Origin of the sequence: Blautia coccoides (assembly GCF_034355335.1) — a bacterium.
In the GTDB taxonomy this organism is placed as follows: domain Bacteria; phylum Bacillota; class Clostridia; order Lachnospirales; family Lachnospiraceae; genus Blautia; species Blautia producta.
Genome location: NZ_CP136422.1, coordinates 449,565 through 476,370 on the forward strand (window position 1 = coordinate 449,565; position 26,806 = coordinate 476,370).

At 46.8% G+C, this 26,806-nt stretch carries 23 protein-coding genes; 20 read left to right on the forward strand and 3 right to left on the reverse strand.

The genetic code is table 11. The features are described 5' to 3' along the window. The first annotated feature begins 18 nt into the window (after window positions 1-18). The 10 genes from BLCOC_RS01995 to BLCOC_RS02040 all read left to right on the forward strand — a co-directional run bounded on the left by BLCOC_RS01995 (window position 19) and on the right by BLCOC_RS02040 (window position 9,359). Window positions 19-777: an SDR family NAD(P)-dependent oxidoreductase gene (locus tag BLCOC_RS01995; RefSeq protein WP_115624209.1), complete on the forward strand. Its 759-nt coding sequence runs from the start codon at window positions 19-21 to the stop codon at window positions 775-777. A gap of 138 nt (window positions 778-915) precedes the next feature. After that, a complete protein-coding gene (locus tag BLCOC_RS02000) occupies window positions 916-1,644 on the forward strand; it encodes a FadR/GntR family transcriptional regulator (protein WP_018594638.1) in 729 nt (242 codons plus the stop codon). A 141-nt stretch (window positions 1,645-1,785) separates the two neighbouring features. Beyond that, the gene (rpiB, locus tag BLCOC_RS02005; protein ID WP_115624210.1) at window positions 1,786-2,223 is read left to right on the forward strand and encodes a ribose 5-phosphate isomerase B; all 438 of its coding nucleotides are present in this window, start codon (window positions 1,786-1,788) and stop codon (window positions 2,221-2,223) included. A gap of 34 nt (window positions 2,224-2,257) precedes the next feature. Next, window positions 2,258-3,484 (forward strand): 6-phosphofructokinase, encoded by a 1,227-nt coding sequence (locus BLCOC_RS02010; RefSeq protein WP_115624211.1) that lies wholly within the window; start codon window positions 2,258-2,260, stop codon window positions 3,482-3,484. Window positions 3,485-3,502: 18 nt separating this feature from the next. Next, window positions 3,503-4,438 carry a class II fructose-1,6-bisphosphate aldolase gene (gene fba, locus BLCOC_RS02015; protein WP_115624212.1) on the forward strand — a complete coding sequence of 312 codons (936 nt, stop codon included), beginning with the start codon at window positions 3,503-3,505 and terminating at the stop codon, window positions 4,436-4,438. Window positions 4,439-4,605: 167 nt separating this feature from the next. Continuing rightward, window positions 4,606-5,940 (forward strand): MFS transporter, encoded by a 1,335-nt coding sequence (locus BLCOC_RS02020; RefSeq protein WP_115624213.1) that lies wholly within the window; start codon window positions 4,606-4,608, stop codon window positions 5,938-5,940. Between the two features lie 60 nt (window positions 5,941-6,000). Continuing rightward, window positions 6,001-6,762, forward strand: a complete 762-nt coding sequence (locus BLCOC_RS02025; protein ID WP_115624214.1) for a MerR family transcriptional regulator — start codon at window positions 6,001-6,003, stop codon at window positions 6,760-6,762. A gap of 238 nt (window positions 6,763-7,000) precedes the next feature. Beyond that, entirely contained in the window at window positions 7,001-7,639 is a 639-nt protein-coding gene (locus BLCOC_RS02030) for a GNAT family N-acetyltransferase (protein WP_115624215.1), read from the forward strand. Next, window positions 7,623-8,075 carry a GNAT family N-acetyltransferase gene (locus tag BLCOC_RS02035; protein WP_018594632.1) on the forward strand — a complete coding sequence of 151 codons (453 nt, stop codon included), beginning with the start codon at window positions 7,623-7,625 and terminating at the stop codon, window positions 8,073-8,075. The genes BLCOC_RS02030 and BLCOC_RS02035 overlap by 17 nt, the downstream gene beginning before the upstream one ends. A 189-nt stretch (window positions 8,076-8,264) precedes the next feature. Beyond that, a complete protein-coding gene (locus BLCOC_RS02040; protein ID WP_115625523.1) occupies window positions 8,265-9,359 on the forward strand; it encodes a KamA family radical SAM protein in 1,095 nt (364 codons plus the stop codon). Window positions 9,360-9,588: 229 nt separating this feature from the next. Here BLCOC_RS02040 and BLCOC_RS02045 read toward each other — a convergent pair whose 3' ends face one another. Continuing rightward, window positions 9,589-10,176, reverse strand: a complete 588-nt coding sequence (locus BLCOC_RS02045; RefSeq protein WP_227225498.1) for a Crp/Fnr family transcriptional regulator — start codon at window positions 10,174-10,176, stop codon at window positions 9,589-9,591. 176 nt (window positions 10,177-10,352) lie between these two features. Here BLCOC_RS02045 and BLCOC_RS02050 point away from each other — a divergent pair, with 176 nt between their 5' ends. From BLCOC_RS02050 to BLCOC_RS02070, 5 genes are all read left to right on the forward strand, one after another. Continuing rightward, the gene (locus BLCOC_RS02050) at window positions 10,353-10,904 is read left to right on the forward strand and encodes an ATP-binding protein (protein WP_115624216.1); all 552 of its coding nucleotides are present in this window, start codon (window positions 10,353-10,355) and stop codon (window positions 10,902-10,904) included. A gap of 81 nt (window positions 10,905-10,985) precedes the next feature. Beyond that, complete coding sequence (hcp, locus tag BLCOC_RS02055; protein ID WP_174717637.1) at window positions 10,986-12,578, forward strand: hydroxylamine reductase; 1,593 nt, start codon at window positions 10,986-10,988, stop codon at window positions 12,576-12,578. Between the two features lie 36 nt (window positions 12,579-12,614). Next, the gene (locus BLCOC_RS02060; protein WP_115624217.1) at window positions 12,615-13,070 is read left to right on the forward strand and encodes a pyridoxamine 5'-phosphate oxidase family protein; all 456 of its coding nucleotides are present in this window, start codon (window positions 12,615-12,617) and stop codon (window positions 13,068-13,070) included. 209 nt (window positions 13,071-13,279) lie between these two features. Then, window positions 13,280-13,804 (forward strand): DUF8052 family protein, encoded by a 525-nt coding sequence (locus tag BLCOC_RS02065; protein WP_115624218.1) that lies wholly within the window; start codon window positions 13,280-13,282, stop codon window positions 13,802-13,804. A gap of 101 nt (window positions 13,805-13,905) precedes the next feature. Next, entirely contained in the window at window positions 13,906-15,582 is a 1,677-nt protein-coding gene (locus tag BLCOC_RS02070; RefSeq protein ID WP_018594624.1) for a carbon starvation CstA family protein, read from the forward strand. A gap of 112 nt (window positions 15,583-15,694) precedes the next feature. Here the strand turns inward: BLCOC_RS02070 and BLCOC_RS02075 are convergent, their stop codons facing one another. Continuing rightward, window positions 15,695-18,973: a DUF5107 domain-containing protein gene (locus tag BLCOC_RS02075; RefSeq protein ID WP_115624219.1), complete on the reverse strand. Its 3,279-nt coding sequence runs from the start codon at window positions 18,971-18,973 to the stop codon at window positions 15,695-15,697. Window positions 18,974-19,178: 205 nt separating this feature from the next. Between BLCOC_RS02075 and BLCOC_RS02080 the strand changes: the two genes are divergently transcribed. Together BLCOC_RS02080 and BLCOC_RS02085 are read left to right on the forward strand one after the other, a co-directional pair. Continuing rightward, a complete protein-coding gene (locus BLCOC_RS02080) occupies window positions 19,179-20,087 on the forward strand; it encodes an AraC family transcriptional regulator (protein WP_227225496.1) in 909 nt (302 codons plus the stop codon). 257 nt (window positions 20,088-20,344) lie between these two features. Next, window positions 20,345-22,381, forward strand: a complete 2,037-nt coding sequence (locus BLCOC_RS02085) for a beta-galactosidase (protein WP_115625526.1) — start codon at window positions 20,345-20,347, stop codon at window positions 22,379-22,381. Window positions 22,382-22,384: 3 nt separating this feature from the next. Here the strand turns inward: BLCOC_RS02085 and BLCOC_RS02090 are convergent, their stop codons facing one another. Beyond that, the gene (locus BLCOC_RS02090) at window positions 22,385-23,443 is read right to left on the reverse strand and encodes an aldose epimerase family protein (protein WP_115624221.1); all 1,059 of its coding nucleotides are present in this window, start codon (window positions 23,441-23,443) and stop codon (window positions 22,385-22,387) included. Between the two features lie 246 nt (window positions 23,444-23,689). On the opposite strand from BLCOC_RS02090, the gene BLCOC_RS02095 reads away from it, so the two are divergent. The 3 genes from BLCOC_RS02095 to BLCOC_RS02105 all read left to right on the forward strand — a co-directional run bounded on the left by BLCOC_RS02095 (window position 23,690) and on the right by BLCOC_RS02105 (window position 26,805). Continuing rightward, complete coding sequence (locus BLCOC_RS02095; RefSeq protein ID WP_115624222.1) at window positions 23,690-25,027, forward strand: ABC transporter substrate-binding protein; 1,338 nt, start codon at window positions 23,690-23,692, stop codon at window positions 25,025-25,027. A 90-nt stretch (window positions 25,028-25,117) separates the two neighbouring features. Beyond that, a complete protein-coding gene (locus tag BLCOC_RS02100; RefSeq protein ID WP_115624223.1) occupies window positions 25,118-26,002 on the forward strand; it encodes a carbohydrate ABC transporter permease in 885 nt (294 codons plus the stop codon). Beyond that, the gene (locus tag BLCOC_RS02105; protein ID WP_115624224.1) at window positions 25,999-26,805 is read left to right on the forward strand and encodes a carbohydrate ABC transporter permease; all 807 of its coding nucleotides are present in this window, start codon (window positions 25,999-26,001) and stop codon (window positions 26,803-26,805) included. The genes BLCOC_RS02100 and BLCOC_RS02105 overlap by 4 nt, the downstream gene beginning before the upstream one ends. Window position 26,806 lies beyond the last annotated feature (1 nt).

The window sequence follows — 26,806 nt, forward strand, 5'->3', positions numbered from 1 at the left end:
TTCAGGAGGATAAAGAAAATGTTTGATTTTGACGGACAGGTAGTGATCGTAACAGGAAGCGGCTCACCAAAAGGAATCGGCAAGACCATTGCCAAGACCTTCGCAAAGCAGAAAGCAGCGGTCGTGATCGCTGATATGAATGAAGCAGGTGTACAGGACACGGTAAATGAGATCAAGGCAGAAGGCGGGGAAGCCATGGGTGTGACTGTCAATGTCACTGACGAGGCCTCTGTACAGAAAATGGTGGATGACATCATGAACGCTTACGGCAGAATTGATGTGCTGGTAAATAATGCAGGCATTTCCCAGAAGGTAACAGTTGAGGATATGACACTGGCAGATATGAGAAAGATTTTTGAAGTCAACATGTTCGGCCTGTTCCTCTGCACACAGAAGTGCATGAAGGTAATGCGCAGTCAGAAATACGGAAGGATCGTAAACTTATCTTCGGTCTCCGGCAAGAGAGGCGGCGGTGTGTTCGGCGGTGCCCACTATTCAGCATCCAAAGCGGCGGTACTGGCATTCTCTAAAAATCTCTCCAGAGAGATCTCCGCGGAAGGCGTCACAGTGAACAGTGTCTGCCCCGGCCTTATCAACACAGAAATATGGAAATCTCTTCCCAAGGAAGATGCAGACAAAATTATTGAGGGAATCCCCATGGGACGTCCGGGTGAGACACAGGAAGTGGCAAATACGATTGTTTTCCTGGCATCTAAGGAAGCCTCCTATATAACAGGCGAAGAAATTGATATCAACGGCGGTTCTCATATGGATTAACCTGAAAATGCATATTTTGCGGCTGCCCTGTCATTTGACAGCAGTCATACCCCTTATTTTATCCGGCCGTAATAGACAAAATTCGATTTTTATGGTAGTATGTTGGTTGTAGGATAAACCGATAAAGGGGTGAGCGGAATGCAGAACATCAGTTATTTAAAGAAAGTAAACAGTGAATCGGTAGTGCAGCAGGTGATCAACGCGCTGACAGAGGCCATGCTCAACAGGGAATTGCGCCCCGGGGATAAGATTCCCACAGAGGCAGAGCTGGCGGAGAGTATGGGAGTCGGAAGGAATTCCATCCGGGAGGCCATTAAGATTCTGGTATATCTGGGAGTGCTTGAGATCAGGCGGGCAGAGGGGACCTTTGTCTGCGAAGGATTTTCTGAGAGCATGATCGACCCAATGATTTACGGTATTATTTTGGACAAAGAGGATTCATATGAAAATCTTATGGAACTGCGGGAACTGATCGAGGTTGGTGTAATGCAGCTCGCCATGCAGAAGATCCAGGAGGAAGATCTGCATGTACTCAAAGAGAAGCTGAACCGCATGGAGAAAGAGATAGAGAAAGGGCCGGAGAACGTGGAGAACGCTTTCCTGGCTGACAATGAATTCCATAATACCATATCAGATATGGGAAAAAATCCCCTGGTAAATAAAATCAACCAGGTGGTGCGTGTGCTGACCTATGCTATGAGGATGAAGACAGTGGAGACCATGATCAAAACTGGAAGAGGCCGGGAATTATTTGAAGCACACCAGAAAATCTATGAGATGATGGCGAATAAAGTAACAGACAATCTGAATACGGCTGTAAGAAAAACATATTTTGCTGATATTCCTTTTACGGATACGGAAGAATAGCCTCGTTCAAATTCCACTTACAGCCATTTGACCAATGCCCTGTCCATTCATTGCCCGGAGTGTATTTGAGTTTCAAACGCGCCGGTGAGTGGACAGGGTATTTTTATATTCTAATATGTAATGAGCAGAAGGAGGAGGCCCATGATAGCGATCGCATGTGACCATGGCGGATATGACCTGAAACTAGAGATCATAAAATACCTGAAAGACGAGAAGATAGACTATTTAGATTTGGGATGTGAGGGCAGGAAGGCAGTGGATTATCCTGTCTATGCAAGAAAAGTGACAGATGCCATTAAAAACGGAACCTGTGAAAAAGGAATTCTGATCTGCGGAACAGGAATCGGTATTTCCATAGCGGCAAACAAGGTGCCGGGCATCAGGGCAGCGCTGTGTACAGACTGCTTTTGCGCAGAGGCCACCAGGCAGCACAACAATGCAAATGTACTGGCTCTGGGCGGCAGGGTGGTAGGCGCCGGTCTGGCAGTGAAGATTGTTGATACCTTCCTTCATACAGAGTTTTCAGGGGCAGAGCGTCACCAGAGGCGAATAGATTTAATAGAAGGGGACAGAACCTGAGCAGTCAGGCTGTCATAATGGAGGTATTCTGATCATGGAGTTAAAAAATATACTGGTCGGCCAGTCAGGAGGGCCGACGGCTGTTATCAACAGCAGTCTTTACGGTGCAGCGGCAGAGGCCAGGCTGCACCCGGAGAAAATAGGGAAATGCTTTGGTATGATAAATGGAATCGAAGGATTTTTAAAGGGCAGAGTTCTGGATTTCCATGAGGCACTCCCGGGAGATGAACTGAAAGGTCTTCTGACCACCCCCGGAGCCTATCTGGGTTCCTGCAGATATAAACTACCGGAGGATTTAGAGGACCCGGTGTACAGAACGCTTTTTGAAAAGTTTGAGGAAATGAAAATCGGGTATTTTCTCTATATCGGCGGAAATGATTCCATGGATACGGTGAGTAAGCTGTCGCGGTATGGGAAAAAGACGGGGAGCAGCATCGTGGTTCTGGGAGAACCAAAGACCATTGACAATGACCTTGTCCTCACAGACCATACGCCGGGATTTGGCAGCGCTGCCAGATATGTGGCATCTACTGTGCGGGAGATTGCCGTTGACGCAGGTGTCTATGACAGCAGATCTGTGACGATCGTGGAGATCATGGGACGTCATGCGGGCTGGCTGACTGCCGCAGGGGTACTGGCAAGAAAATTTAAGGGAGACAATCCCCTGCTGGTCTATCTCCCGGAAGTTCCTTTTGATCAGGAAGCATTTCTGAGAAAGGTGGAGGAATGCTTTTCGGTGAACAATGCGGTTGTGGTATGCGTCTCAGAGGGAATCCGGGACAAGGACGGCGTATTTGTATGTGAATACGACAGTGAAGCGGGACTGGACAGCTTCGGCCACAAAATGCTGGCAGGCTGCGGGAAATACCTGGAACGCCTGGTCCGAGGAAGACTGGGTGTGAAAGCACGCTCTGTGGAATTAAATGTAAGCCAGCGCTGTTCCGCCTCCATGCTCTCGGCTGCGGACCAGCAGGAGGCTGTCATGGCGGGCAGATACGGTGTACAGGCAGCTCTTGACGGGGAAACAGGCAAAATGATCTCCTTTGTCAGAACAAGTGATTCCCCATATAGCCTCTCCTGCGCTCTGGAGGATGTGGACCTTATCTGCAATCAAGAAAAGACAGTTCCCCTGTCCTGGATCACTGGTGACGGGACGGATTTGGGAGAAGAGTTTCTGACATATGCAAAACCTCTTGTAAAAGGAAATGTGCAGGTGCCTGCAGATGAAGACGGCCTGCCGCTGTTTGTCTATAGAAAATAGGAGAAGGAGAATTTTATTATGGGATTAGTGACAACAAAGGAAATGTTTCAGAAAGCCTATGAGGGCGGCTATGCCATCGGCGCTTTCAATGTAAACAACATGGAAATCGTGCAGGGGATCACAGAGGCGGCGGGAGAGCTGTGCTCACCGGTCATCCTCCAGGTGTCCAAAGGAGCCAGGGCATACGCCAATCATACATATCTGGTAAAACTGGTGGAGGCAGCTCTCATAGAAAATGATATTCCCATGGCCCTTCATCTGGACCATGGCCCTGATTTTGCAACCTGTAAGGCCTGCATTGACGGTGGATTTACCTCCGTTATGATTGACGGCTCACAGTATGATTTTGATAAAAATGTGGAGATCACCAGACAGGTGGTGGAATACGCCCACGAAAAAGGTGTGGTTGTAGAGGGCGAGCTGGGTAAACTGGCAGGGATGGAGGATGACGTAAAAGTAGATGCCTCTGACGCCATGTACACCCATCCAGATGAAGTGCAGGAGTTTGTGGAGCGCACAGGTGTGGATTCCCTGGCTATCGCCATCGGAACCAGCCACGGTGCTTTCAAGTTCAAACCGGGCCAGAAACCGCAGCTTCGTTTTGATATCCTGGAGGAGATCACAAACCGTCTTCCGGATTTCCCCATTGTCCTCCACGGGGCATCCAGTGTTTCCCAGGAGTATGTGAAGATCATACAGCAAAATGGAGGAGAGCTGGCTGACGCCATAGGCATCCCGGAAGATATGCTGCGCCGGGCTGCAAAATCCGCTGTGTGCAAAATAAACATTGATTCAGATCTGCGCCTTGCCATGACAGCCGGTGTCCGCCAGGTACTTGCGCAGAAGCCCTCTGCCTTTGACCCCAGGGAATATCTGAAAGCAGGAAGAGCCAATGTCAAAAATCTGGTAGCACACAAAATAGTAAATGTTCTGGGGAGTGACCACAAGGCCTGACATAGGCCTGAAAATTCTAAGCTCCTAAAATATTCTGCAGTTCCTTCCATTATTTTGCAGTCCTCTGCCGATTAACGCCGGCAGGGGACTTTTTTTGATTTATAGATTGAATATGTATCAGATAAATTATAGAATAGCCTTAATGAAATGATACGGGGGATTCAATCATGATAAAAAAACAGCTTACGACAATGGAAAAGCTGAGTTTCGGGGGCGGTGATGTTGCCAACTGCGTTACCTTTGGGGTTACTTCGGCATATCTGTCTTATTATTACACGGACACAGTGGGTATTTCTGTGGCAGCAGTAGGTCTTATTCTGGGTGCGGCCAGGATCATTGAGGCGTTTGCCAATCTGGCAACAGGAGTGGCTATTGATAAAGTACACTCCCGGTTTGGCAGAACGAAACCCTTTCTGTATGCCACCACCATTCCGCTTATGTTGTTTTTCTTTCTGATGTTTGCAGTGCCGGATGTATCTGCGCCGGCAAAGACTGCCTATGCATTCTTTACATATCTGACCTTTTGTGTCTTGTATGCAGTGAATAACACAGCCTACGGAACACTTCTGTCCATCATGACGGGAAATGTGAAGCAGAGGAGAAGCATCAATAACTATAAGCTCATGGGCATTGGTGTGGGAACCATGATATCCAATGCCTGCACGCTTCCTCTTGTGGCAGTTCTGGGAGGCGGAAAGAGAGGGTATATCTTTACGGGACTTATATTCGCGGTATTAAGCGCAGTGCTCCTTATGAACTGTACAGTCCAGTGCCGGGAGCGCATAACGGTACAGTCTGACAAGGTAAAAGTCAGGGATGAGCTGCGCTATGCGCTCAGGAGCCGTTCCTGGACAGCTCTCTGCGCAGTGGCACTGCTTATCACATGCGCGCTTACACTGCGGACATCCGGTATCGTGTATTATGCCAAATATGTGCTGGAAAATGAACAGTTGGCAACGCTGCTTCTGGCTATGTCGCCTATTTCTATGCTGGTCAGTTCACCATTTATCGGACAGGTACTGGACCGGGTGGGAAACAGGAAATGCATGGTGCTGGGAAGTCTGGGCATGATACTTTCCATACTGGGCATGGCGGTCTCCGGCAGTAATGTGGCGGGTCAGGTGGTATTTAACTTTCTCTGCGGCGTGGCATCGAATCTCTGCACAGGGCCTTTGTATTCCGCATGCTCTGACACCATGGATGAGGTGGAGTACCTGACAGGGGAACGCCCCCAGGGAATCATGACTTCTGTTATGATGTGTACCAATAAGCTGGGAATTGCCTTTGCCCCCATTATTTCCTCTGTTGTTTTAGGCGCAGGCGGGTATGCGGCCGGTGGGGCGCAGTCTGCAAAAGCGCTGTCAGCCATCAGGGGAAATGTTTTCTGGATCCCTGTGTTCCTTTCCGCACTGGGGATTTTGGCAGCCATGTTTTTTGACCTGGATAAAAGGCATAAAACTATAGTAAAAGACTTGGAAAACAAAAGAAAAAATATCTTCTGAAAAAGTATTGACATTCACGCAGCGTAAACCCTTATCCTTTCAAGTGAAGGAGGTGGAGAGATGGAATATACAGTGAACCGGCTGGCACAGATATCCGGGGTCAGCAAGCGCACACTCAGGTATTACGACGAGATTGGATTACTCAGGCCCGAACGGGTAAATCCAAACGGCTACCGCATCTACGGGCAGATGCAGGTAGATCTGCTGCAGCAGATCCTGTTTTACCGAGAGCTGGGCCTGCCGCTGGAGGAAATCCGGGAGATTATAAAAAATCCCGGATTTGACAGGGAAAAGGCTCTGGAGGACCATCTTACAGTCCTTCTGCAGAAAAAAAGACAGACAGAGATCCTCATATCAAATGTCAGGAAGACTCTGGAATCTATGAAAGGAAGAACTATGATGAGTGATAAGGAAAAGTTTGAAGGATTTAAGCGTGATCTGATAAAAGAAAATGAAGAGAAATACGGCAGGGAGGTGCGCGAAGCCTATGGAGAGGACGCTGTAGAGGCATCCAACAGGAGGCTGGCAGGAATGAGTCAGGAAGACTGGACAAAACAGGAGGAGCTGAGCCGGGAAATACTGAATACCCTGAAGGCGGCCATGGAGATTGGTGACCCGGCAGGAGAGCTGGCGCAGAAGGCCTGCGGCCTTCACAGGCAGTGGCTCTGCATGTTTTGGGGTGACGGTGCATATACGAGAGAAGCCCACAGAGGTATGGGTGAGATGTATGTGGCAGACCAGAGGTTTAAAGCTTACTATGATAAGGTTCAGGACGGAGCGGCAGAATTCTTCCGCGATGCACTGAATATCTATTGTTCCTGAGAAAAAGTTTAACAGCGGCATGGTGCACGGTGTTTATATCGCCGGAGCTGTGCTCTGACAGGCGAGTCCGGCATGCCGGACTCGTTTTTGCGCTGCTTATGGTTTCTGAATAGTTACTGTTTTTTCATAGTTTGTTTCTTGACATTACAGTTACTGTATAGTTTACAATGATACGTGATATGACAGCAGAAAGCCGCTGCTGCCAGGGCATGTATGCGGCATTGAATGAGGTGGAAAGATGAAACAGAGAAAGCTGAATGTAACCTACAGGGATCTGGAGAAAAAGGATTATCCCTATGTTGAAAAAATCATCAGGGACACATGGAACTATGACAATATATGTAAAAAGCCCTCCACTGCAAAGCAGATGGCAAAAGTATACTTAAGAGGATGTCTGACACAGAACACCTTTGCCAGAGTTGCTGTCTGCAGGGACAGGGTCGTGGGCATTATTATCGGAGAGTGCGAAAAAGACAGGAAAATGAATCCGGGGGCGCATATAAGCAGTTTTTTCAACGGTCTGAGGCTGATGCTGTCCGGAGACGGAAGGAAAGTGGGAAAACAATTCAGGGGATTCGAGAAAACGGACAAAGAGATGCTGGAAAGCTGCAAAAAGAAATTTGACGGCGAGGTGGTCTTTTTTGCTGTTGCCAAATCTGTCAGAGGCTGCGGCGTGGGAAAAGAGCTGTGGGGACAGCTCAGAGGTTATTTCCGGGCAAAAGGGGCGGAAAGGGTCTATGTCTTTACTGACAATACCTGTAATTATAAATTTTATGAGAGCCAGGATTTTGAGCGCCTGGACTGCCGTGAACTGCTCATAAGTCCCGGCGGGCAGAGATTCAGACTGGAGATGTATCTGTATGAATATAACTTTTAAACCGGTGACAGAAGAGAACAGAGCAGAGGTTCTGAAGTTGAAAGTTGGAAAAGAACAGGAGCATTTTATTGAAAGTGTGCAGCAGTGCCTGGAGGAAGCGGACCAAAGGAAAAGTTGGAGGCCTGTAGGGATCTATCACGGGGAAGAGCTGGTGGGATTTGCCATGTATGGCTTCTTCTGGGAGTATTTTCCCGCAGGGCGAGTGTGGATGGACAGGCTGTTGATCGATAAGAGACATCAGGGAAAAGGGTATGGAAAAGCAGCATTACAGATGCTTTTAAAACGTCTCACGGAGGAATACCGCAGGAAGAAAATCTACCTGAGTGTTATCGAGGGAAACCATGCGGCTGCCGGTATGTATCAGAAGGCCGGTTTTCAGTTTACCGGGCGCAGAGACCTTCACGGAGAACGTATCATGGTCTGGAAGAGACCGTAAACCGGGAAAAACTGTGTTTTTGTCATAATCATGCACCAAAATATAAACATTTTGTAAATATTGCATAAAAAATAAAAGAAAATAGATGAAATCTCAAAAGAAATTTAGTACAATACTTTTATGCAGTGTTTACAGTGTGAAAAAAAGGCAGCATTCGGCTGCCAGGAAGATGAAAGGGGAGACATGATTATGACAGAATGGAAAGAGTTATTGAAAAACGGATACAAGGATGTCAGGGAGCTTGCAGCGCGTCTGCATATAACAGAGGAGGAACTCCCTGCTCTTTGTAAGATCCAGGATATGTTTCCCATGTTTGTGAATCCTTATTATTTGTCTCTGGTGGATGAAAATGATCCTGAGGATCCTGTGAGGAAACTCTGCATCCCGGCAGATGCGGAGCTGAAAGCCGGGGGCGAAATGGATACCAGCGGTGAGCATGACAATACAGTCATGACAGGAATGCAGCATAAGTATAATGCCACTGTGCTGATCTTATCTACAAACCAGTGTGCTATGTACTGCCGCCACTGTTTCCGTAAGCGCCTTGTGGGTCTGTCAGGCGATGAGATCGCGGAGTATATCAGTGACATGGCCCAGTACGTGAGGGAACATGAGGAGATCAATAATGTGCTCGTGTCCGGTGGTGACGCGTTTCTCAACAGCAATCAGACTATAAGAAAGTATCTGGAGGAATTTTCCGGGATCAAACATTTGGACCTGATCCGCTTTGGCACCAGGACGCCGGTAGTGCTTCCCCAGAGGATCACCACAGATCCTGAGCTGGTGGACATGCTCACGGAATACGGCAGGAAAAAACAGATTTATGTAGTCACTCAGTTCAACCATCCAAGGGAACTGACCCCAGAGGCCAGAGAAGCGGTGCAAACACTGATGCGGGCCGGGATCATAGTGAAAAACCAGATCGTGCTGCTGAAAGGTGTAAATGACAAACCGGAAGTTCTCGGGAAACTTCTGCAGGAAACTACAGCTATGGGGATCATCCCCTACTATGTATTCCAGTGCAGGCCTGTGACCGGTGTACACAGCCAGTTCCAGGTACCCCTTCATCAGGCGTATCGTATCGTGGAGGCGGCAAAGCAGATGCAGAGCGGCCAGGGCAAATGTTTCCGGTATGTTCTCTCCCATGTGACAGGCAAGATTGAGATTCTGGGAGAGATGGAGGACGGCAATATGCTGTTCAAATACCATCAGGCAAAGGAAGAGAAGGACAGAGGACGTATATTCCTTAGCAAAATTGGGGAAAACCAGTGCTGGCTTGATTAGAAAGTGTGTAAAAATGCTTTTTGCAGGCTGCGCGCTCTTTTTTGAGGCGTATTTAAGTACATAGCAGAAAGGCTGTCATAAGATGAAAATTTTCATTTTATGACAGCCTTTCTTTGGTGGAGGAAAGTATCCTGATCTCTCCTATGCAGCAAAAGCCCGGCTTATGGGGCACATGTTTCTTATGGTATACACGTTTCTTACGGGATACACATTTTATTAACAGAAGAAATCAACAGACGGTAAAGTTATTTTTATGGAAGTCAATGAGTCCCTCGTCCTTCATTTTATACAGTTCAACCGTCATGGAGCTTCTGTCAACAGACAGATAGTCAGCCAACTGCTGCCTATTAAAAGGAATGGTAAAATACTTGGAGCCTTGAAGTCTCATCTGCTGGGAAAAAAACTCTAACAGCTTGGCGCGGATCGTATGAGGTGTCAGGCAGTCTATTTTTCTGGAAAAATGAAGATTCTTTTCCGCAAGTACCCCCAGCAGATTCTGGATCAGTCTGGTATGAAAACGGCAGGCTGAGGAACAGGAAGTCAGAACGCGCTTCAGATCCAGAAACAGGATCTCCGTATCAGCAGCGGCAAGCGCTGTCCCGTCAAACACAGCCTGAGGAACACAGGCGTACGTTTCACCGAACAAATCCCCCGGCCCAAGTCTGGCCAAAAGTGATTCTTTTCCCCAATAGCTTTCCCTGACTATGTGGACATTGCCTTTCAGGATAAGTCCAATCTGGGTGATCCGGTCGCCCCACCGGAAGATAGAGGAGTCTTTCTTATATTCACGTATATGCCCTGATAGGCAGTCCAGCATAGCAGTAAGTTCATCCTCAGTGATTCCCCTGAATAATGGGGAATGAATTAAATCTTTTATGGGAAATGTGCACATAAATGTTAGAATCCTTTCTTATTTGTTGTACCTACAACAGAATGCTTTCTCTCATTATAGTATAGTATCCATGAAAAGACAAGGACAGAGGAGGAATTGCAATGGCAAGAAAACTGGTTCAGATAGATGAGAGCAAATGCAGCGGCTGCGGACTGTGCGTTGGTGCCTGTCACGAAGGTGCCATAGGCATGGTAAACGGCAAAGCAAAGCTTTTCAAAAAAGATTTATGTGACGGAATCGGAGACTGTCTTCCGGTCTGTCCCACGGGGGCCATAGCCTTTGAGGACAGCGGCTCCCGTCCCTGGCCGGTGCAGATAAAGCTGGTATCTCCCGCAGCATCCTTTTTTAAAAAGGCGGATCTGCTGATCGCTGCGGACTGTACAGCCTATGCCTATGCGGGATTTTATCAGAAGTTTGTGAAGGACAGGGCAGTGCTTATCGGATGTCCGAAGCTGGACAGTGTGGATTATTCCGCCAAGCTTGCCGAAATTCTGGCGCTGAATGATATAAAAAGTGTGACGGTGGTGCGCATGGAGGTACCATGCTGCGGCGGAATCGAGCGCGCAGTAAAGACTGCTTTGCAAAAGTCAGGAAAAGAAATACCTCTTCAGGTGGAGACAGTGACAACGCAGGGAGACTTACTGGGAAAATAACAGAAGACTGCGGAAACGTTCCGTATTCTGTTAAAAAACATGGCACAGGAGATGTGCCGCACAGAAAGAGAGGAAAAAATTATGGAAGAAAAAATGTTTTGTTTTCAGTGTGAACAGACTGCAGGGTGCAGCGGATGCAGAGGAGCCAGAGGAGTGTGCGGAAAGCAGGATACGACAGCCAAGCTTCAGGATGAACTGACAGGTGCTTTGATCGGACTTGCCCATGCAGTGGGGGAGGACAAGACGGAGCCGGAGACAGACCGTCTGATGATGGAAAGCCTTTTTGCAACTCTGACAAATGTGAATTTTGACGATGAGTCACTGAAAAAGCAGATCGAGGCAGTACATCAGGAAAAAGAAAAATATATTCCCGGCTGTATATCCTGCCAGGAACCCTGCGGGCGCACAACGGACTATTCTATGAAGAAACTCTGGGAAGATGAGGAGGATATCCGTTCCCTGAAATCCCTTCTGCTTTTCGGGCTGAGGGGGACAGCGGCTTATGCCTGTCACGCCATGGTTTTGGGATATACGGACGAACAGGTCAATGCCTTTTTCTATAAAGGAATGGCAGCTATTGGTGAGGACAGGGATATGGAAAATCTGCTTCCTCTGGTCATGGAGGAAGGAGCCGTAAACCTTAAATGCATGGAACTGCTGGACAAGGCGAACACAGAAACTTATGGAATTCCTGCGCCGGCAAAAGTGGAGATGAAGGTGGAAAAAGGCCCGTTTATCGTCATTTCAGGCCATGATCTGAGAGATTTAAAGCTGCTGCTTGAGCAGACAGAAGGCAGAGGCATCAACATCTATACACACGGAGAGATGCTACCCGCCCATGCTTATCCCGAGCTTAGAAGGTATGCGCATTTGAAAGGAAATTTCGGTACTGCATGGCAGAATCAGCAGAAAGAATTTGCACAGCTTCCTGCACCGGTTCTTTTTACTACAAATTGTATTATGCCCCCAAAAGACAGCTACAGTGACCGGGTATTTACCACAGGTGTTGTCAGCTATCCGGGTATGGTGCATATAGGGGAGGACAAAGACTTCTCTGCTGTCATTGAAAAAGCTGTTTCTCTGGGCGGTTTTTCAGAGGAGAAGACATTCACGGGGATCAACGGGGGCAGCACTCTGACTACAGGATTTGGCCACAACACCATTTTAGGCGCCGCAGATCAGGTGGTAGAGGCTGTGAAAGCAGGGAAGATCAGCCATTTTTTCCTGGTGGGAGGATGCGATGGCGCCAGGACAGGAAGAAATTACTATACAGAATTTGTACAGAAAGCGCCCAAGGACTCTGTCATACTCACTCTGGCATGTGGAAAATACCGTTTCAATGACCTGGATCTGGGAGAGATCAGCGGTCTTCCAAGGCTGATGGATATGGGACAATGCAACGACGCATTCGGCGCTGTCAAGGTAGCCATTGCACTTGCAGAAGCGTTCAACTGTGGTGTCAATGATCTGCCTTTGACCCTGGTGCTTTCCTGGTACGAACAGAAGGCTGTGAGTATTCTGCTGACACTTCTGCATCTGGGAATTAAAAATATCTATCTGGGACCAACTTTACCTGCCTTTGTGTCTGAAAATGTGTTAAACTATCTGGTAGATAATTTCCAGATTTCACCTGTCAGCACACCGGAGGAGGATTTGAAGAAAATCCTGGGTTAATACTGCAGCCGGAGCTGACAGAACAGGAGGATGTGTATGAGAAGAAAAGACAGGGAAAGGTCCCGCGAATTTGCTTTGGAGGTTACAGATAAATGTGAATGGGCTGTACTGTCCATGACAGATTTGGAGGGAAAGCCATATGCTGTGCCTCTGACCATCGTGAGAGATGGCGAGTCAGTTTATTTCCATACAGCAAAGGCCGGCAGAAAGATTGATATTTTAAGGCAGAGTCCGGCGGTGTGTCTGGTATGTGTGGGAGATACGGAGAGACTGAAGGACAAGTTTACTACAAAGTACGAATCAGCGGTCATCAGCGGATACGCAGAGGAGGTAACAGAGGAGGAAGAGAAAATTCATGCTCTCAGGATCCTGTGCCAACGTCATACACCCACAAATATGCATGAGTTTGAGGATGCAGTCAGCGGCAGCCTGAAAGCCACAGGTGTATGGAAGATTCGGATGAAGGAAGTTACAGGAAAAGCTAAGAAATGATCACGAAACACGGAAAAACACGTATAGGGCAAAGTCCTTATGCGTGTTTTTTTGGTATAACCATAAGTTATGGCAGATATGAAAAATGGAGCAAGGGGGTTGAAAAAATCATAATATAATGTTATATTTTTAGAGAAATTTTATAATTACTTTATAAAGTTAATAAAATATAACTTTAAACCGAATGCTGCTTTTAAGTGGAGAATAAAATGAATGGACAGAGCGTACTCGATAAAATAATAGATACATACCGGCCGAATTTTGATGTGGAGGAGCCATATGAGTATCATGGAGAGGTTTATGATGCATATGCCGGTTTTTCCATGACAAGTGCAAAATATGTGCTGGTGAAGCGCGCAGAGCTGTGGCGTGCCCACTGCTTTGAGCATGCCTTTTTTCAGTGCCGGGATGTGATACACGCGGGAGATATTCTGCGTTTCCAGAAGCAGCTTCTGGAATACATGGAGCCGGAACTGGTCAGGGGAGGGGAGTCGGAGCCTGTCAAGGATCACATGTATACTTATCTGACCGGCGTGTTTGTCTCAGAAAAGGTAGTATCCCCGGAAACGGTGCAGGTATTGAAAAAATTAAAGTTCAGGAAGAACTATCGCTTTGCAGTGAGGGGATTTTCAGAGGAGCGCACGGTGCTTTTTGATCTGGAAAACCGGAAGATATACGGTAATTCCGCGGCGAAAGATTTGATAAAAGGATATAAAAAGATGTTTTCACTGTAGCTGTGAGAGTAATAAACAGTTACTTTTCATCTTTTTAAATATCACCGTAACTGGTCAGCATTCACAGTTACAAATCATCAATAAAGAGGAGGAAAAGAGTTATGAGTGGAGTTGTAATTCTGGGAGCGGCAATCTTGATCTTTGTGATTGCCTATGTAACCTACGGTTCTTGGCTGGCAAAACAGTGGGGCGTGGATCCAAAACATGAGACACCGGCACATACGGAGGAGGACGGCGTGGACTTTGTGCCTGCAAAAGCCCCTGTGCTGCTGGGACATCATTTTTCATCTATCGCAGGTGCGGGTCCCATCAACGGACCTATTCAGGCGGCTATTTTTGGATGGGTGCCTGTGCTTTTGTGGATCGTCATCGGAGGTATTTTCTTCGGAGCAGTGCAGGATTTTTCTGCGTTGTTTGCGTCTATCCGTCATAAGGGAAAATCTCTGGGAGAGGTTATCGAGGAGAATATTTCTCATAAATCAAAGGTATGTTTTACCGTGTTTGCATGGCTGGTGCTGATCTTGGTCGTAGCGGCATTTGCGGATATTGTGGCAGGAACCTTTGCTGGATTCACCGCAGGCGCGGACGGTGATATGGTAAAGAATGCTGCCAATGGGTCTGTAGCCATGGCATCCATGTTGTTCATTCCCCTGGCGGTGGGATTTGGTTTCCTGAACCGTAAGAATGTAAATCTGGGCGTCACAACCATCGTTGGTGTCCTTCTTCTGGCACTGTGCATCTTTGTGGGTCTTAAATGCCCTGTTTATTTTTCAAAAACAGCATGGCTTGTGGTGATCTTTATTTACATATTTATTGCTTCTGTTGCTCCTGTGTGGATTTTGCTTCAGCCCCGTGATTATCTGAACAGCTTTTTGTTGTATTTTATGATGATCGCCGCTGCTATCGGCATTTTCTTTACCAATCCGGATGTGCAGCTCAAAGCGTTTACCGGATGGAATATCGGGGGACAGACCTTGTTCCCGTTCCTGTTCATCACAGTTGCCTGTGGTGCTGTATCAGGTTTCCACAGCCTCATCGGTTCAGGTACCACCTCAAAACAGCTCAACAGCGAGAAGGACGCAAAGCTCATAGGATATGGTTCCATGCTCATTGAGTGCGTGCTTGCAGTGATCGCGTTAATCGCTGTGGGATATCTGACCTCCGACGGTGCCTATGCGGAGATTGGTACTCCGCCTGTTGTATTTGCAACCGCGATCAGCACTTTCTTTGCCAATATGGGCATGGGAGATATGGCGGTTACAACCATGAAGACCATCATTCTTCTGGCGATTTCAGCATTCGCCCTCACATCCCTGGACACAGCCACACGTCTGGGACGATTCCTGTTCCAGGAGCTGTTTGCGTTTAAAAAGGATGGGGAAAAGAATATTCTCAGCAACATGTATGTGGCAACCATTATCACCATTGCCTGCGCAGCACTTCTGACGATCGCCGGATATCAAAAGATATGGGCGTTGTTCGGAGCCTGCAACCAGCTTGTGTCTGTTCCCGCGTTTTTGGCAGTGTCCTGCTGGCTGAAACGGATCGGGAAGAACAACAAAATGTTCTACTTCCCAATGTTCTTTATGCTTGCGGCAACACTCAGCACTCTGGTTCTTACATTTAAGAACAATGTGTTGAAACTGGCAGGAGGAACCGGGCAGGCTCTTGTGGAAGGACTTCAGTGTGTGCTGATCGTTCCGATTGTAGTATTGGCAGTGATCATGGCTGTTGATGGAATTAAGACTTTGTTCAGTAAAAATGTAAAGACTGCCTGACGGCTGATATGAGAAGGACCGAAACCGGTGAGAACGGGTTTTGGTCCTTCTTTTTGGACAGATATAGGAGAACTATACAAAATAATAAAAATAATGATATCGCCTTCATCCATTACAATTTTTTAAATTCCTGCAGAAGTGCTTCAGCTTCAAAATGATCATTTTGTTTCCTCACAATTTCTTCCAGCAGTAATACTGCATTCTCTTTTTCTCCGAGTCCGGCTGCGCCCAAGGCTCTTAAATAGCAGCAGTATTGTGTATTCCTAAGCTGCAGATCATCCTGGAAGACTTCGATCTCCGGCAGGGAAACTGCAAAGAAGTCATAGGATACCTTATCAAAAAGATGTTTTTCCCCGTATATAATAAGCTGATGGAAGGATTTTCTTGCAGCGTTTTCCTCTCCCAGTTCCCGGTATGCCAGACCTTGATAATAGATATAATCAGATGGCTGGTCATTGTAATAGAGGACAGCGGACGGTTCCTGCGAGCCGGAGGCGGCAAGGCGGAAATATTTTACAGACTCTTCTTCCTGTCCCATCATCCTGCAGGCTTTTCCCATGTAATAGCAGGCCTCGTTATCCGGTACATTGGGAAGCTTTCCCTCTCCCAGATTTTCTGGATAGGTGAGGGAGGATTCCAGGAGAGAAAAAGCCTTCTCCGGTTCATTCTTCGCCAGCTTTTCCTCTGCCTGATGTATCAGGGCAAAGCGATATTGGGCGCTTACCTTTCCCTCTCCCCCTTCCCAGGGATGGAAACGCCGGGAATTAAGGGCAGCTAGGGCATCCTCGTAACGTCCAGTGCCGTTCAGGAGCGTGATATATCGCAGGTATAAGTCATCTCTCTGTGCCGTGATCTCCGGGTGGGATTCCATGGTTTCAAGACGCTGTTTTACCGGGACACAAAGTTTGGCCGCCAGTTGGTCATATTCAAGCCACAGCCGTGGATAAGTGCTGTCCAGGCGGCAGGCTTTCTCCATCATTTCCATAGCCTTTTCGGGCATATTTTTCTTATTATAGTAGGCAATGGCAAGATTGCGGCATGTCGTGGCAAAATCCGGTTTTTCCGCTAAGGATACTTCCCAATGACCAATTGCCTTCTCATACTGCTTTTTATCATACAAAAGGTTACCAAGATAGTAGTGTGCCATGGGGGCGGATCCCAGGAGGTTTACAGCACACATCAGAATGCCGTATTCCTCGGTACGGTTGGGGAAACAGTAGTCGGAAGGTGCTGACTCTGCCCTTTTGGCACAGGTAAGGGCAGCTTCCCGATCGCCCATTAACAGGTGAATACTGGACCGGTAATAGAACAGCATGGGATTATCAGACTCACAGGCGCTGAGAATCCTCAGTGCATCTTCATACATCCCTGCGTTTTTATACAGATAGGAAAGTTCCAGGTAATTGTGTGCTTCCCTGCGCATTTTCTCTTTCCAGAACTGGAACGTGCCGGAAGAGACTGCTTTTTCATACAGGCATCCCATATATAGCGGGTCAATGGAGAGGCTTTCCTCTATCAGTGCGGTATTATCCCTGTCAAGTTTTCTCATGAGAGCCGCTTTCAGGGTACGGACCTTCATGCTGTGCCAGTTGCGCGGCAACGCCTTTTCAGCAAATTCCAGGGCATCCTCATACCTTTTTTTTCGCGCGGACAGGCAGGCAAGCCAGTAAAAACCTGTACTCTGTGTCTCAGCGCTCCAGGTGGATTTGTAGAACGCATCAAAGGCCTTATCCTCCTGACCGTCAGCTTCCAGAGCCAGTCCCAGATTAAAATAGCATTCTCCGGTATAGGGATTGGGGTTCTTACGGGTCTGTTTTTCCACAGCGGCCTGAAAGTGAGAGATACTGTCCTTTATATGTCCTCTGCGGAAAAGCAGCAGGCCATACCCGTTGTTCAGGCGGATATCCGTGGCATCCCGCCTGAGGCCTTCCAGATAGTAATCAGCCGGTTCATAAGTGGCATGACGGTACTGTTCCAGGTGGGAAGCCGCCAGGTAAAGCTCTTCCAGGGATTTCATATCCTGGGGAGCCGTCATAGGCTTGGCGGGTTCGGGGATGGGTTTCAGTTCTTCCTTGTAAACGGCATATTCAACCAGGATTCTGCCGCTGTGGGACACCGTAACTTTACAGTCCGGCATATAGTTGGGGGCCGGGAAAGAAATCTCAAAATATTTTTGGGGTGTCAGATCTGCGGTTGTCTCACAGAGAACCTGTCCCTTTTCCATAACCCGGATAGAAGCATGTTCATAAACTCCCGTGGCATAGACTTTTAGGGTAACGGAACCATTGGCCGGTTCGCTGATGCTGACCATTGCCTCCTTCGTGGCGTTTCCCACTCTTCCCACACCTTTGTAGGGCATAAAATACTGGACAAAAGTCTTTTCTTCCTGGGGTTTCAGCCAGGTGAAATCAGGCTGGTTGTCTGTGAACACTCCGGTCATTAGTTCTATGTAGGGGCCGTCCCCATCGGTCAGGTTTCTATCCCAGGTGCGGCCGAAGTCCCCGTTTCCCCAGGTCCACTGTTTCTTTCCGGGAGAGATGTGGTGGTCAGCTACATGCAGTAGCCCGGCTTTCACACTTTCGTCGTAGTTGCCGATAAAGTCAAAGTCTGAATGTGCGGCCATATAAGATGTGGGAACCTTCACGTTTTTATAGCGGGAGATATCTACACCTGCGGAATAGTCACATTTATAATACTCTCCCGTGGCAATGGGGAAAGTAGATACAGCCCGTTTTCCGTGGTCCATGACGGCATTTACATCCGGGGGAAACACGGAATAAGTATGGTCATTTACCGGGACAGCGGGATTTGCCCACCACAGAAAAGTCTGCGGAAGGTCTGTATTGTTGTAGAGCTGTCCTTTGATCTCAATATAGGCTTTTCCGGGGTGTAGGGTAATAGCTGCCATGCCCTTTGTGCCGTACATCTTATCAATCTCACTGATAAATACTGTGCAGGAGCCGTCCGGACTCTCTTTTGTGGTATATTCTACCGGGGAGTAAGTGGATGGGCGGTGATGCTGAGGCCAGTTAAATTCAATCCCTCCGGAAATCCATGGCCCGGTAAGGCCTACCAGTGCAGGCTTGATCACATGGTTGTAATAGACAAAATCGTACCCGTTAGTCTTATCATATGCCCGCTGGATGCGACCGCCCAGTTCGGGGAGAACCATTACTTTCAAATATTCATTCTCCAGCCAGACAGCTTGGTAGGTTACGTCCTCTTTTGTGTCTGAGATTTTTTCTGTTACTGGAAGCGGATATACCTTCCCGGTGCTTCCCTGATAAGCCCGTTTTTCAATAAAAAGAGGACTTTTTTCCGGGGGATAGACTTTGTATGTGGGGATAATACAGGGTTCTTCCCAGATTCTTACCGGTTTTGTTTGTGACATATACTTAGCTCCTTTTATTGTAACGATTCAGCAGGTCTTTTAATTTACTGAAAAGTTACCTTTTATTTTTTATGAAACGGAGGGGTGTAAATCTGTCCGCCGTTCCATTTGTTCTGCAATTATTTTACTATTCTGCTTGTAGAATAGGAATATCTTATTCTGGCTATTCATGGACAATATTACACTGGTGTGATACTATATTTTCATGAATATATTTGAACAGGAAATGACAGAAGAGAGAAAAAGAGACGGATTTAAGGGGGAGCGCATGGTGGTGCTTCCCACAGAGGCATTTCAGGATTATGTGGAGCATCCTCTTGTTCGGAGGCTGTTTCTGACAGATGTGGGTTTTTTCCCCTGTGCAACGCATCATTACAGAGAAAGAAGGGATGGAATTGAAGAATACATTTTCATTTACTGTACAGCGGGAAGCGGATTCGTATATGTAAATAACAGAAAGTATATGATACATGAAAATGAGGCCTTCTGCATACCCAGGTACTGCGGCCATAGATATTATGCCTGCGAGGATGACCCCTGGAGTATTTTGTGGGTTCATTTTAAAGGGGAGGATGTAAAATATTTTCCGCTTGAAGAGTGCAAAACAGTGACCTTCAATTCGGATAATGCCACCAACCGTATGATGTTTTTGTTTGAGCTTCTGTTCCGTGTGCTGGACGGGAATTATACCCTTGGGAATTTTATCTACATATCCCAGGTTCTCTCCCTGATACTGGCCGAGACGTATAACAGAGAAAAACACCACACCACGCTGGAGCAGAACCGCCATGTGACCAATGTGGTACGTTATATGTACAAACATTTGCATGAGGAGCTGACCCTTCAGCAGATTGCTGAGGAATTTGAGTTGTCTAAAAGCTATCTGAACGTAATATTTCGGAAATATACCCAGCATGCACCTATGGATTTTTATATCAGCCTTAAAATGAAGGAGGCTTGCAAACTTCTGCGTTCCACTAACCTCTATATTTATGAAGTGGCTCAACAGCTTGGGTATCAGGACCAGTATTATTTTTCGAGAATTTTCAAAAAAGTAGTGGGAATATCCCCAAAGGAGTACAAAAACAGCGAATATTTTCACTACAAGGATTAAGGACTATGTAAAAATGCCGGATTTTGACTGCAGGAGCGCAGCAAAATCCGGTTTTTTGCTTTGTGAATGGAAAATAGTCCATCAAATAGCAGGATACAGCATTTTACCCATGGACATTACCGTATATACTATAACCAACATAAAACCTCCGGCGGCCAGAACAGAAAAGGATTGCAGTATATATAGTGAAGGCTATGATACCTGTTATGCGGCAAGTGCCCTGGGGTATATCTGAGGATAGAAGGATGGGATTTTATATGGGGTATACATATAACAAAAATTATCTGATAAAAGACGAAAATCCATGGTTTCCGGTAATGGGGGAGATTCACTACAGCCGCTTCCGGGAGGAGTTCTGGGAGGAAGCCCTGAGGAAAATGAAAGCAGGGGGAATTACCGTAGCAGCCACATATGTTTTCTGGATACATCATGAAGAGGAGGAAGGGGCCTTCGTCTTTGAGGGGTGCCGGGATCTGAAGAAATTTGTGGAACTCTGCCGTAAAATCCAAATGAAATTGTTTCTCCGTATTGGACCTTGGTGTCATGGTGAGGTGAGAAACGGTGGTTTTCCGGACTGGCTGCTGCAGAAAGGATTCACGCTCAGGTGTGATGACGAGAGATATCTTGCATATGTAGAGCGGTTCTGGAAACAGATTTATGAACAGGTCAGGGGAGAGATGTATGAAGACGGGGGTCCGATAATTGGTATACAGATTGAAAATGAGTATGGACATGTAGGAGGATTTTCCGGTGAAGCCGGTGAACAGCACATGAGGACTCTGAAAGGACTGGCTGAAAAAACGGGTTTTCAGGTGCCGCTTTATACGGCTACCGGGTGGGGCGGCGCTGTGACCGGCGGCATGCTGCCGGTAATGGCAGGCTACTGTGAAGCGCCCTGGGACCCACGGCTTACGGAGATAGAGGCAAATGAGAATTACGTCTTCAGCGGTAAGAGGAATGATGCCCTGGTAGCCAATGATCATCATGTGAGTTCCGAGCTGACATTTTCCCAGGAAGATTTTCCTTATCTGACGGCAGAACTGGGCGGTGGCCTGCAGCCTACGGAACACAGAAGGCCTGTGCCTACAGGAACGGATATCGGCGCAATGTCTCTTGCAAAACTTGGCTCAGGTGTGGCCATGCTTGGTTATTATATGTATCATGGAGGGAGCAATCCAAAAGGAAAGTTTTCTACCCTGCAGGAGAGCAGGGAGAGTGGATATCCTAACGATGTGCCTGTAATTAATTATGATTTTTTTGCCCCTATCCGCCAATATGGACAGATATCGGAGACATATAAAGAAATCAAACTGCTTGCCATGTTTCTGGCTGATTTTGGGGATGATATGGCGAAACTTCCGGAGGAGATAGCGCCTGCGGACATCAGCCCAGAAGATACCCATTCTCTCAGGAACTCATGGAGACATGATGACATTCACGGATATGTGTTTTTTAATAATTATCAGAGAAAGAGGACCATGGATGCTCACATGGGGGTAAAGCTTACAGGAAGGTGCAGAGATGCTGTGGAATTCCATGAAATAGACATACCTTCAGGAGCATATGGCTTCTTCCCTTATCACATGAAACTGGGAGATAAGGAACTGGTTTCAGCAGCCGCAACACCCCTATGCAGACTGGAAGGTTCGGAGACTTGTTATGTATTTTACGGTGACTATGAGCCATTTTACTGTTGGAAGGAGGAAGGCGCAGCCTTGACGCTGCATCTTTCCAGGGCAGATGCTCTGAACGCATGGAAAATCACACTGGACAGAGACTATCTGATACTCTCCGATAACTATGTGTGGGAAGAGGACGGGGAGGTAAAGGTAACCGGGGCACCATATACAAAGATAAAATGTTATCCTGACATGCCGGCGGGAATTCCCGGCTTCGCCAGATGCGGCAGGGATGGCGCCTTCACTGTTTATGAGAGGAAAGAGGAGAGCAGTAAGACAGCCGCAAAATTCCGTATGATCCATGAGGATGAAGTAACTAGGACATATGAAATAGAGATACAGTATTCGGAAAATATACTGGACTGTATCCTCACATTTGCATATGGAGGAGATAAGCTTGAAATATATCAGGGAGATGAGCTGCTCAATGATTATTATTATACCGGAGAACCGGCAGAATTAAGCCTGCGGTATTTTGACTTTCCTGAAAAACTTTTGGTAAAAATCTACGCACTGCATGAAGGCCATAAAAGGTTTTTAGAAAAATGGCCCGAAATGCAGAACGGTACAGCCTGTGAGCTGATTACCGTATCTGCAAGAGACGAGATAAGATAGATCTTAAAAAGAAAAAGCATAGGTAAAAGTTCTTAAATAGAGCGCACCGGGCTTTACGATATGCAAGGGGGCCAGACCGCAGTTTGGAGTATCGGGGATATCCTGTGGTTCCAGGGCTATGGCACAGTGCGGGGATGAGGGGCATCCTCCATTGATTTTATAAGTGTTTTCAATAAAGCCTCCCGAATAGACCACGATGGAAGGTGTATCCGTATAGAGCTTCAGGCTTCGTCCGGATGGATGGTCTTCCAGTACTAGGGATGGCTCAAAGTAGTTGTGCCCTTTGTTTGACAAAAAGGCATGGTTCAATCCTCTCGCTCTCTGTATCTGCACATTCTGCGGGTACCTGTCTATATTTTCCTGTATGGAGACCGGGGCGGAAAAATCAAAGGGTGTTCCATTCGTATGGGATATTCCCATGGGTATATGTGTTTCATCGTTTTCCACAAACGCATTTCCCCGGATAAACAGTCTGTGATCATGGACATTTTTGGTGAAATCTCCGGACAGATTAAAGTAAGCATGGCTGGACAGATTGAAATAAGTCTCCCGGTCGCTGGATGCACGAAAACTGACGGTCAGACGGTTGTCAGAGAACAGCCGGTAGGTAATATGAATACACCGATGGCCGGGATAGCCATCCAAACCATGGGGAAGAACAGTCTGAAAGGTAAGCGCTGCAGATTCCAGGTCGGTTTCCCTGCTGACCAAAGCTGCATTCTGAAAAGAAAGATTGTGAAAACCGCCGTGGATGTGATGGGCACCATCATTTTGGGATAATTGGTAATGTTTGTCGTCAATGTACAGGGTTCCGCCCGAAATACGGCCTGCATTGGGGCCAAGGGCAGCGCCGCAGTACAGAGGATTGTGCAGATAGGACGTAAGATTATCAAAGGATAGCAGAATGTTGATTTTTTCCCCTGTCCTTTTGTCAGGTACATAGATGCCGGTTAAAGCGCAGCCGTAGGAGAGGACATGGACAGACATAATTCCATTGTCCATACAATATTCCTTCAGCTCCATATGGTCTGCAGAGATAGTTTGAAGCAGTGAGATTTTCATAAAGGCCTCCTTTTTTAGCTTGTCCCGTTTAGGGGAAAATAAATTGAGACCAATTATAACAGAGAAAAACAAAAATTACCAGAAAAATTTGGTTTACATAAAAATGGAAGAAATTCAGCTGTCACTGAACAAAAGCCGCGGTTTAAGTAAATTGTGGGCAGTAATATCCGGCTGAATCAATATAATCTTCAAAATGCGCGCAAACACGTAACACGTAAACAGTAATCAGGATTGAGAGGTTAAGTTATGAGAAGAAAAGTAGCAGCAGTATTTTTGGCATCCGCAATGGTATTTTCACTGGCAGCCTGCGGTGGAAGTGACGGAAGTACAGAGACAAAAGAGGATGCAGGTAAAGAAAAAGATAACGCGGAAGCCGCATCAGGTGACGACAATACCCTGACTGCATGGTGTTGGGACCCTAATTTCAATATCTATGCCATTGAAAAGGCAGCGGAACTTTATGCCAAGGACCATCCCGGGTTCCAGATTAAAGTTACGGAGATGCAGTCTGATGATATTGAGACAAAGGTTACAACCGCCGTTTCTGCGGGGGATTTGAGCACACTGCCCGATATCTTTTTGATGCAGGATAATTCTTTCCAGAAATATGCCACCAATTATCCGGATGTATTTACAGATCTTTCGGATTCAGGAATTGATTTTACGCAGTTCTCAAGTGCAAAGGCAGCATACTCCACAGTAGACGGTAAGAATCTGGGGGTTCCCTTTGACAACGGTGCTGTGATCAATTGTCTTCGCACAGACTATCTGGAACAGGCGGGATTTACCATTGATGATTTCACAGATATTTCCTGGTCTGAGTTTATGGAGAAAGCAAAAGTGGTAAAAGAAAAGGCAGGACAGCCTATGATAACCGCACAGGCCGGTTCCCCGGACCAGATCATGATGATGCTTCAGTCCTGTGGAGCCTCCATGTTTAACGAGGACGGTTCCATCAATATAGTAGGCAATGACGCCCTGAAAGAATGTATGGAAATCTATACCCAGATGGTAAAGGATGGGACACTTTTGGAAGTTACAGACTGGGATCAGTATGTTGCGTCTATCAATAATGGTACTGTTGCAGGGGCCATGAACGGCTGTTGGATCATGGCCACCGTTACAGGAAAAGAGGATCAGGCAGAAAAGTGGGCAATCACAAATATGCCGAAACTGGACAAATCTGAGGGTGCAACCAACTATTCTAACAGTGGCGGATCTTCCTGGGTTATCACCTCCAACTGTAAAAACCAGGAACTGGCTAAAGATTTCTTTAAATCCACATTTGCCGGAAGCACAGAACTGTATGACGATTTGATCAGCAAAGGGGCTCTTTCCACATGGGCGCCGGCAGCAGAATCGGATATCTATAACCAGGATGTTGCGTTCTTCGGAAACGACGCGGTGTATGCCAAGATTGTAGATTTTGCCACCAGGACACCGTCAAACATTACAGGACCATTTTACTATGATGCACGAGATGCTATTGGTGTTGCCCTTTCTAATATCACACAGCAGAATGCGGACATGGATGCTGAGATAGAAAATGCCCAGTCTACAGTAGAGTTCAATATGGGCGGCTGAGAAGAATAAGATATTCCATAGAGAAGTTTGCTGCTGCTGCATAAAGGCAGCAGCAAATTTTTTATAAGGCGATAGAAAAGGAGGACTTGCATGAGTGACACAAAGAGAGGATTGTCGCTTGAGAAGAAACATAACCTGACCGGATGGCTCTTTCTGATACCTGCGACTGCACTGATCTGCTGGATGAGTTTTTATCCCATGGTGAAAGCCTTTATCATGTCCCTTCAGACTGGTATTGGAATTAATCTGAATTTTGGGGGTGCAGCCAACTACCTGCGCATTTTGAAAGACCCTACATTCCGTCAGTGCCTGTTCAATACATTTTTTTACCTGGTTATCCAGGTGCCTGTTATGCTGGTGCTTGCACTGGGGCTGGCATCTATGCTGAATAATAAACAGCTGCGTTTTAAGGGATTGTTCCGCACAGCAATTTTCCTGCCTTGTGCTACATCCCTTGTCTCATATGCTATGATTTTCCGTTCCATGTTTGCCAATGACGGATTTATCAATACCATTCTAAGAAACATAGGGCTGGATCCTATTATGTGGTTTGCCAATGCGTGGACGGCAAGGGCCGTCATCATAATTGCCTTGATCTGGAGATGGACGGGATATAACATGGTATTTTATCTATCCGGACTGCAGAATATTGAATATTCCGTGTATGAGGCAGCCAAGATTGACGGGGCATCCCCCTTTCAGTCCTTCTTTAAAATTACAGTGCCGCTACTGAAGCCCACCATACTTCTGACTGCGATCATGTCCACAAATGGAACCTTACAATTGTTTGACGAGTCTCTGAACCTGACAAACGGCGGACCGGGAAAATCAACCATGACTTTGTCACATTACATATATAATACATCCTTTGTACAGAGTCCAAACTTTGGTTATGCGGCGGCTATGTCTATAATTGTGTTGGTTATGGTAGCTGTTCTGGCCGTTATTCAGATGAAAGTAGGTGATGAACGATGAGCAGAGGAAAGAAGGTATTCCAATATGTATTCCTTTCCACGGTATCCCTATTGTCCGTATTTCCACTGTACTATATGTTTTGCGGTGCCACCAATAGAAGTACTGATGTGGTGGCGGGAAGAATGCTGCCGGGAGGATACATTGCACAGAATATGAAAGCTCTTTTGGAAAACCAGGACCTTGCCAGGGCATTGTGGAATTCCTTCCGCAATGCTGTCATACTGACACTGCTTGCTTTGCTGGTCTGTTCCATTGCAGGGTACGGATTCGAGATTTATCATGATAAGGGTAAGGATATAGTCATGACCCTTCTGCTGACTGCCATGATGATCCCCTTTGCGGCTATCATGATCCCTTTGTTTAAGATGTTTTCAGGGTTGAAAATGGTAAATACCATGGCTGCGTTCATGCTGCCCACAGTATCCACTCCCTTTTTGATCATGCTGTTTAGGCAGAGTGCACGCTCATTTCCACATGATATTATTGAGGCTGCTAGAATTGACGGGCTGAGTGAAGTGGGGATTTTCTTCAGAATGTTTTTTCCGACTATGCGTTCTACCTATGCGGCTGCCATGACTATTACGTTTATGAATGCCTGGAACAATTATCTGTGGCCTAAAGTGATTTTACAGACAGATGATTCTATTACTATGCCCATGCTGGTAGCGAATCTGCTGGGGGGATATACCGTGGATTACGGAATGTTGATGCTGGGTGTATTGATTTGTACCATTCCGACCGCAGTAGTGTTTTTCTGTCTGCAGAAGAGCTTTGCGGAAGGCATTACGGGAGCGGTCAAGTAAT

Bases quoted from the DNA above. Each gene is read 5' to 3' on its own strand.
- BLCOC_RS01995 (WP_115624209.1), top strand. From the start codon at position 19: ATGTTTGATTTTGACGGACAGGTAGTGATCGTAACAGGAAGCGGCTCA.
- BLCOC_RS02000 (WP_018594638.1), top strand. From the start codon at position 916: ATGCAGAACATCAGTTATTTAAAGAAAGTAAACAGTGAATCGGTAGTG.
- rpiB (WP_115624210.1), top strand. From the start codon at position 1,786: ATGATAGCGATCGCATGTGACCATGGCGGATATGACCTGAAACTAGAG.
- BLCOC_RS02010 (WP_115624211.1), top strand. From the start codon at position 2,258: ATGGAGTTAAAAAATATACTGGTCGGCCAGTCAGGAGGGCCGACGGCT.
- fba (WP_115624212.1), top strand. From the start codon at position 3,503: ATGGGATTAGTGACAACAAAGGAAATGTTTCAGAAAGCCTATGAGGGC.
- BLCOC_RS02020 (WP_115624213.1), top strand. From the start codon at position 4,606: ATGATAAAAAAACAGCTTACGACAATGGAAAAGCTGAGTTTCGGGGGC.
- BLCOC_RS02025 (WP_115624214.1), top strand. From the start codon at position 6,001: ATGGAATATACAGTGAACCGGCTGGCACAGATATCCGGGGTCAGCAAG.
- BLCOC_RS02030 (WP_115624215.1), top strand. From the start codon at position 7,001: ATGAAACAGAGAAAGCTGAATGTAACCTACAGGGATCTGGAGAAAAAG.
- BLCOC_RS02035 (WP_018594632.1), top strand. From the start codon at position 7,623: ATGAATATAACTTTTAAACCGGTGACAGAAGAGAACAGAGCAGAGGTT.
- BLCOC_RS02040 (WP_115625523.1), top strand. From the start codon at position 8,265: ATGACAGAATGGAAAGAGTTATTGAAAAACGGATACAAGGATGTCAGG.
- BLCOC_RS02045 (WP_227225498.1), bottom strand. From the start codon at position 10,176: ATGCTGGACTGCCTATCAGGGCATATACGTGAATATAAGAAAGACTCC.
- BLCOC_RS02050 (WP_115624216.1), top strand. From the start codon at position 10,353: ATGGCAAGAAAACTGGTTCAGATAGATGAGAGCAAATGCAGCGGCTGC.
- hcp (WP_174717637.1), top strand. From the start codon at position 10,986: ATGGAAGAAAAAATGTTTTGTTTTCAGTGTGAACAGACTGCAGGGTGC.
- BLCOC_RS02060 (WP_115624217.1), top strand. From the start codon at position 12,615: ATGAGAAGAAAAGACAGGGAAAGGTCCCGCGAATTTGCTTTGGAGGTT.
- BLCOC_RS02065 (WP_115624218.1), top strand. From the start codon at position 13,280: ATGAATGGACAGAGCGTACTCGATAAAATAATAGATACATACCGGCCG.
- BLCOC_RS02070 (WP_018594624.1), top strand. From the start codon at position 13,906: ATGAGTGGAGTTGTAATTCTGGGAGCGGCAATCTTGATCTTTGTGATT.
- BLCOC_RS02075 (WP_115624219.1), bottom strand. From the start codon at position 18,973: ATGTCACAAACAAAACCGGTAAGAATCTGGGAAGAACCCTGTATTATC.
- BLCOC_RS02080 (WP_227225496.1), top strand. From the start codon at position 19,179: ATGAATATATTTGAACAGGAAATGACAGAAGAGAGAAAAAGAGACGGA.
- BLCOC_RS02085 (WP_115625526.1), top strand. From the start codon at position 20,345: ATGGGGTATACATATAACAAAAATTATCTGATAAAAGACGAAAATCCA.
- BLCOC_RS02090 (WP_115624221.1), bottom strand. From the start codon at position 23,443: ATGAAAATCTCACTGCTTCAAACTATCTCTGCAGACCATATGGAGCTG.
- BLCOC_RS02095 (WP_115624222.1), top strand. From the start codon at position 23,690: ATGAGAAGAAAAGTAGCAGCAGTATTTTTGGCATCCGCAATGGTATTT.
- BLCOC_RS02100 (WP_115624223.1), top strand. From the start codon at position 25,118: ATGAGTGACACAAAGAGAGGATTGTCGCTTGAGAAGAAACATAACCTG.
- BLCOC_RS02105 (WP_115624224.1), top strand. From the start codon at position 25,999: ATGAGCAGAGGAAAGAAGGTATTCCAATATGTATTCCTTTCCACGGTA.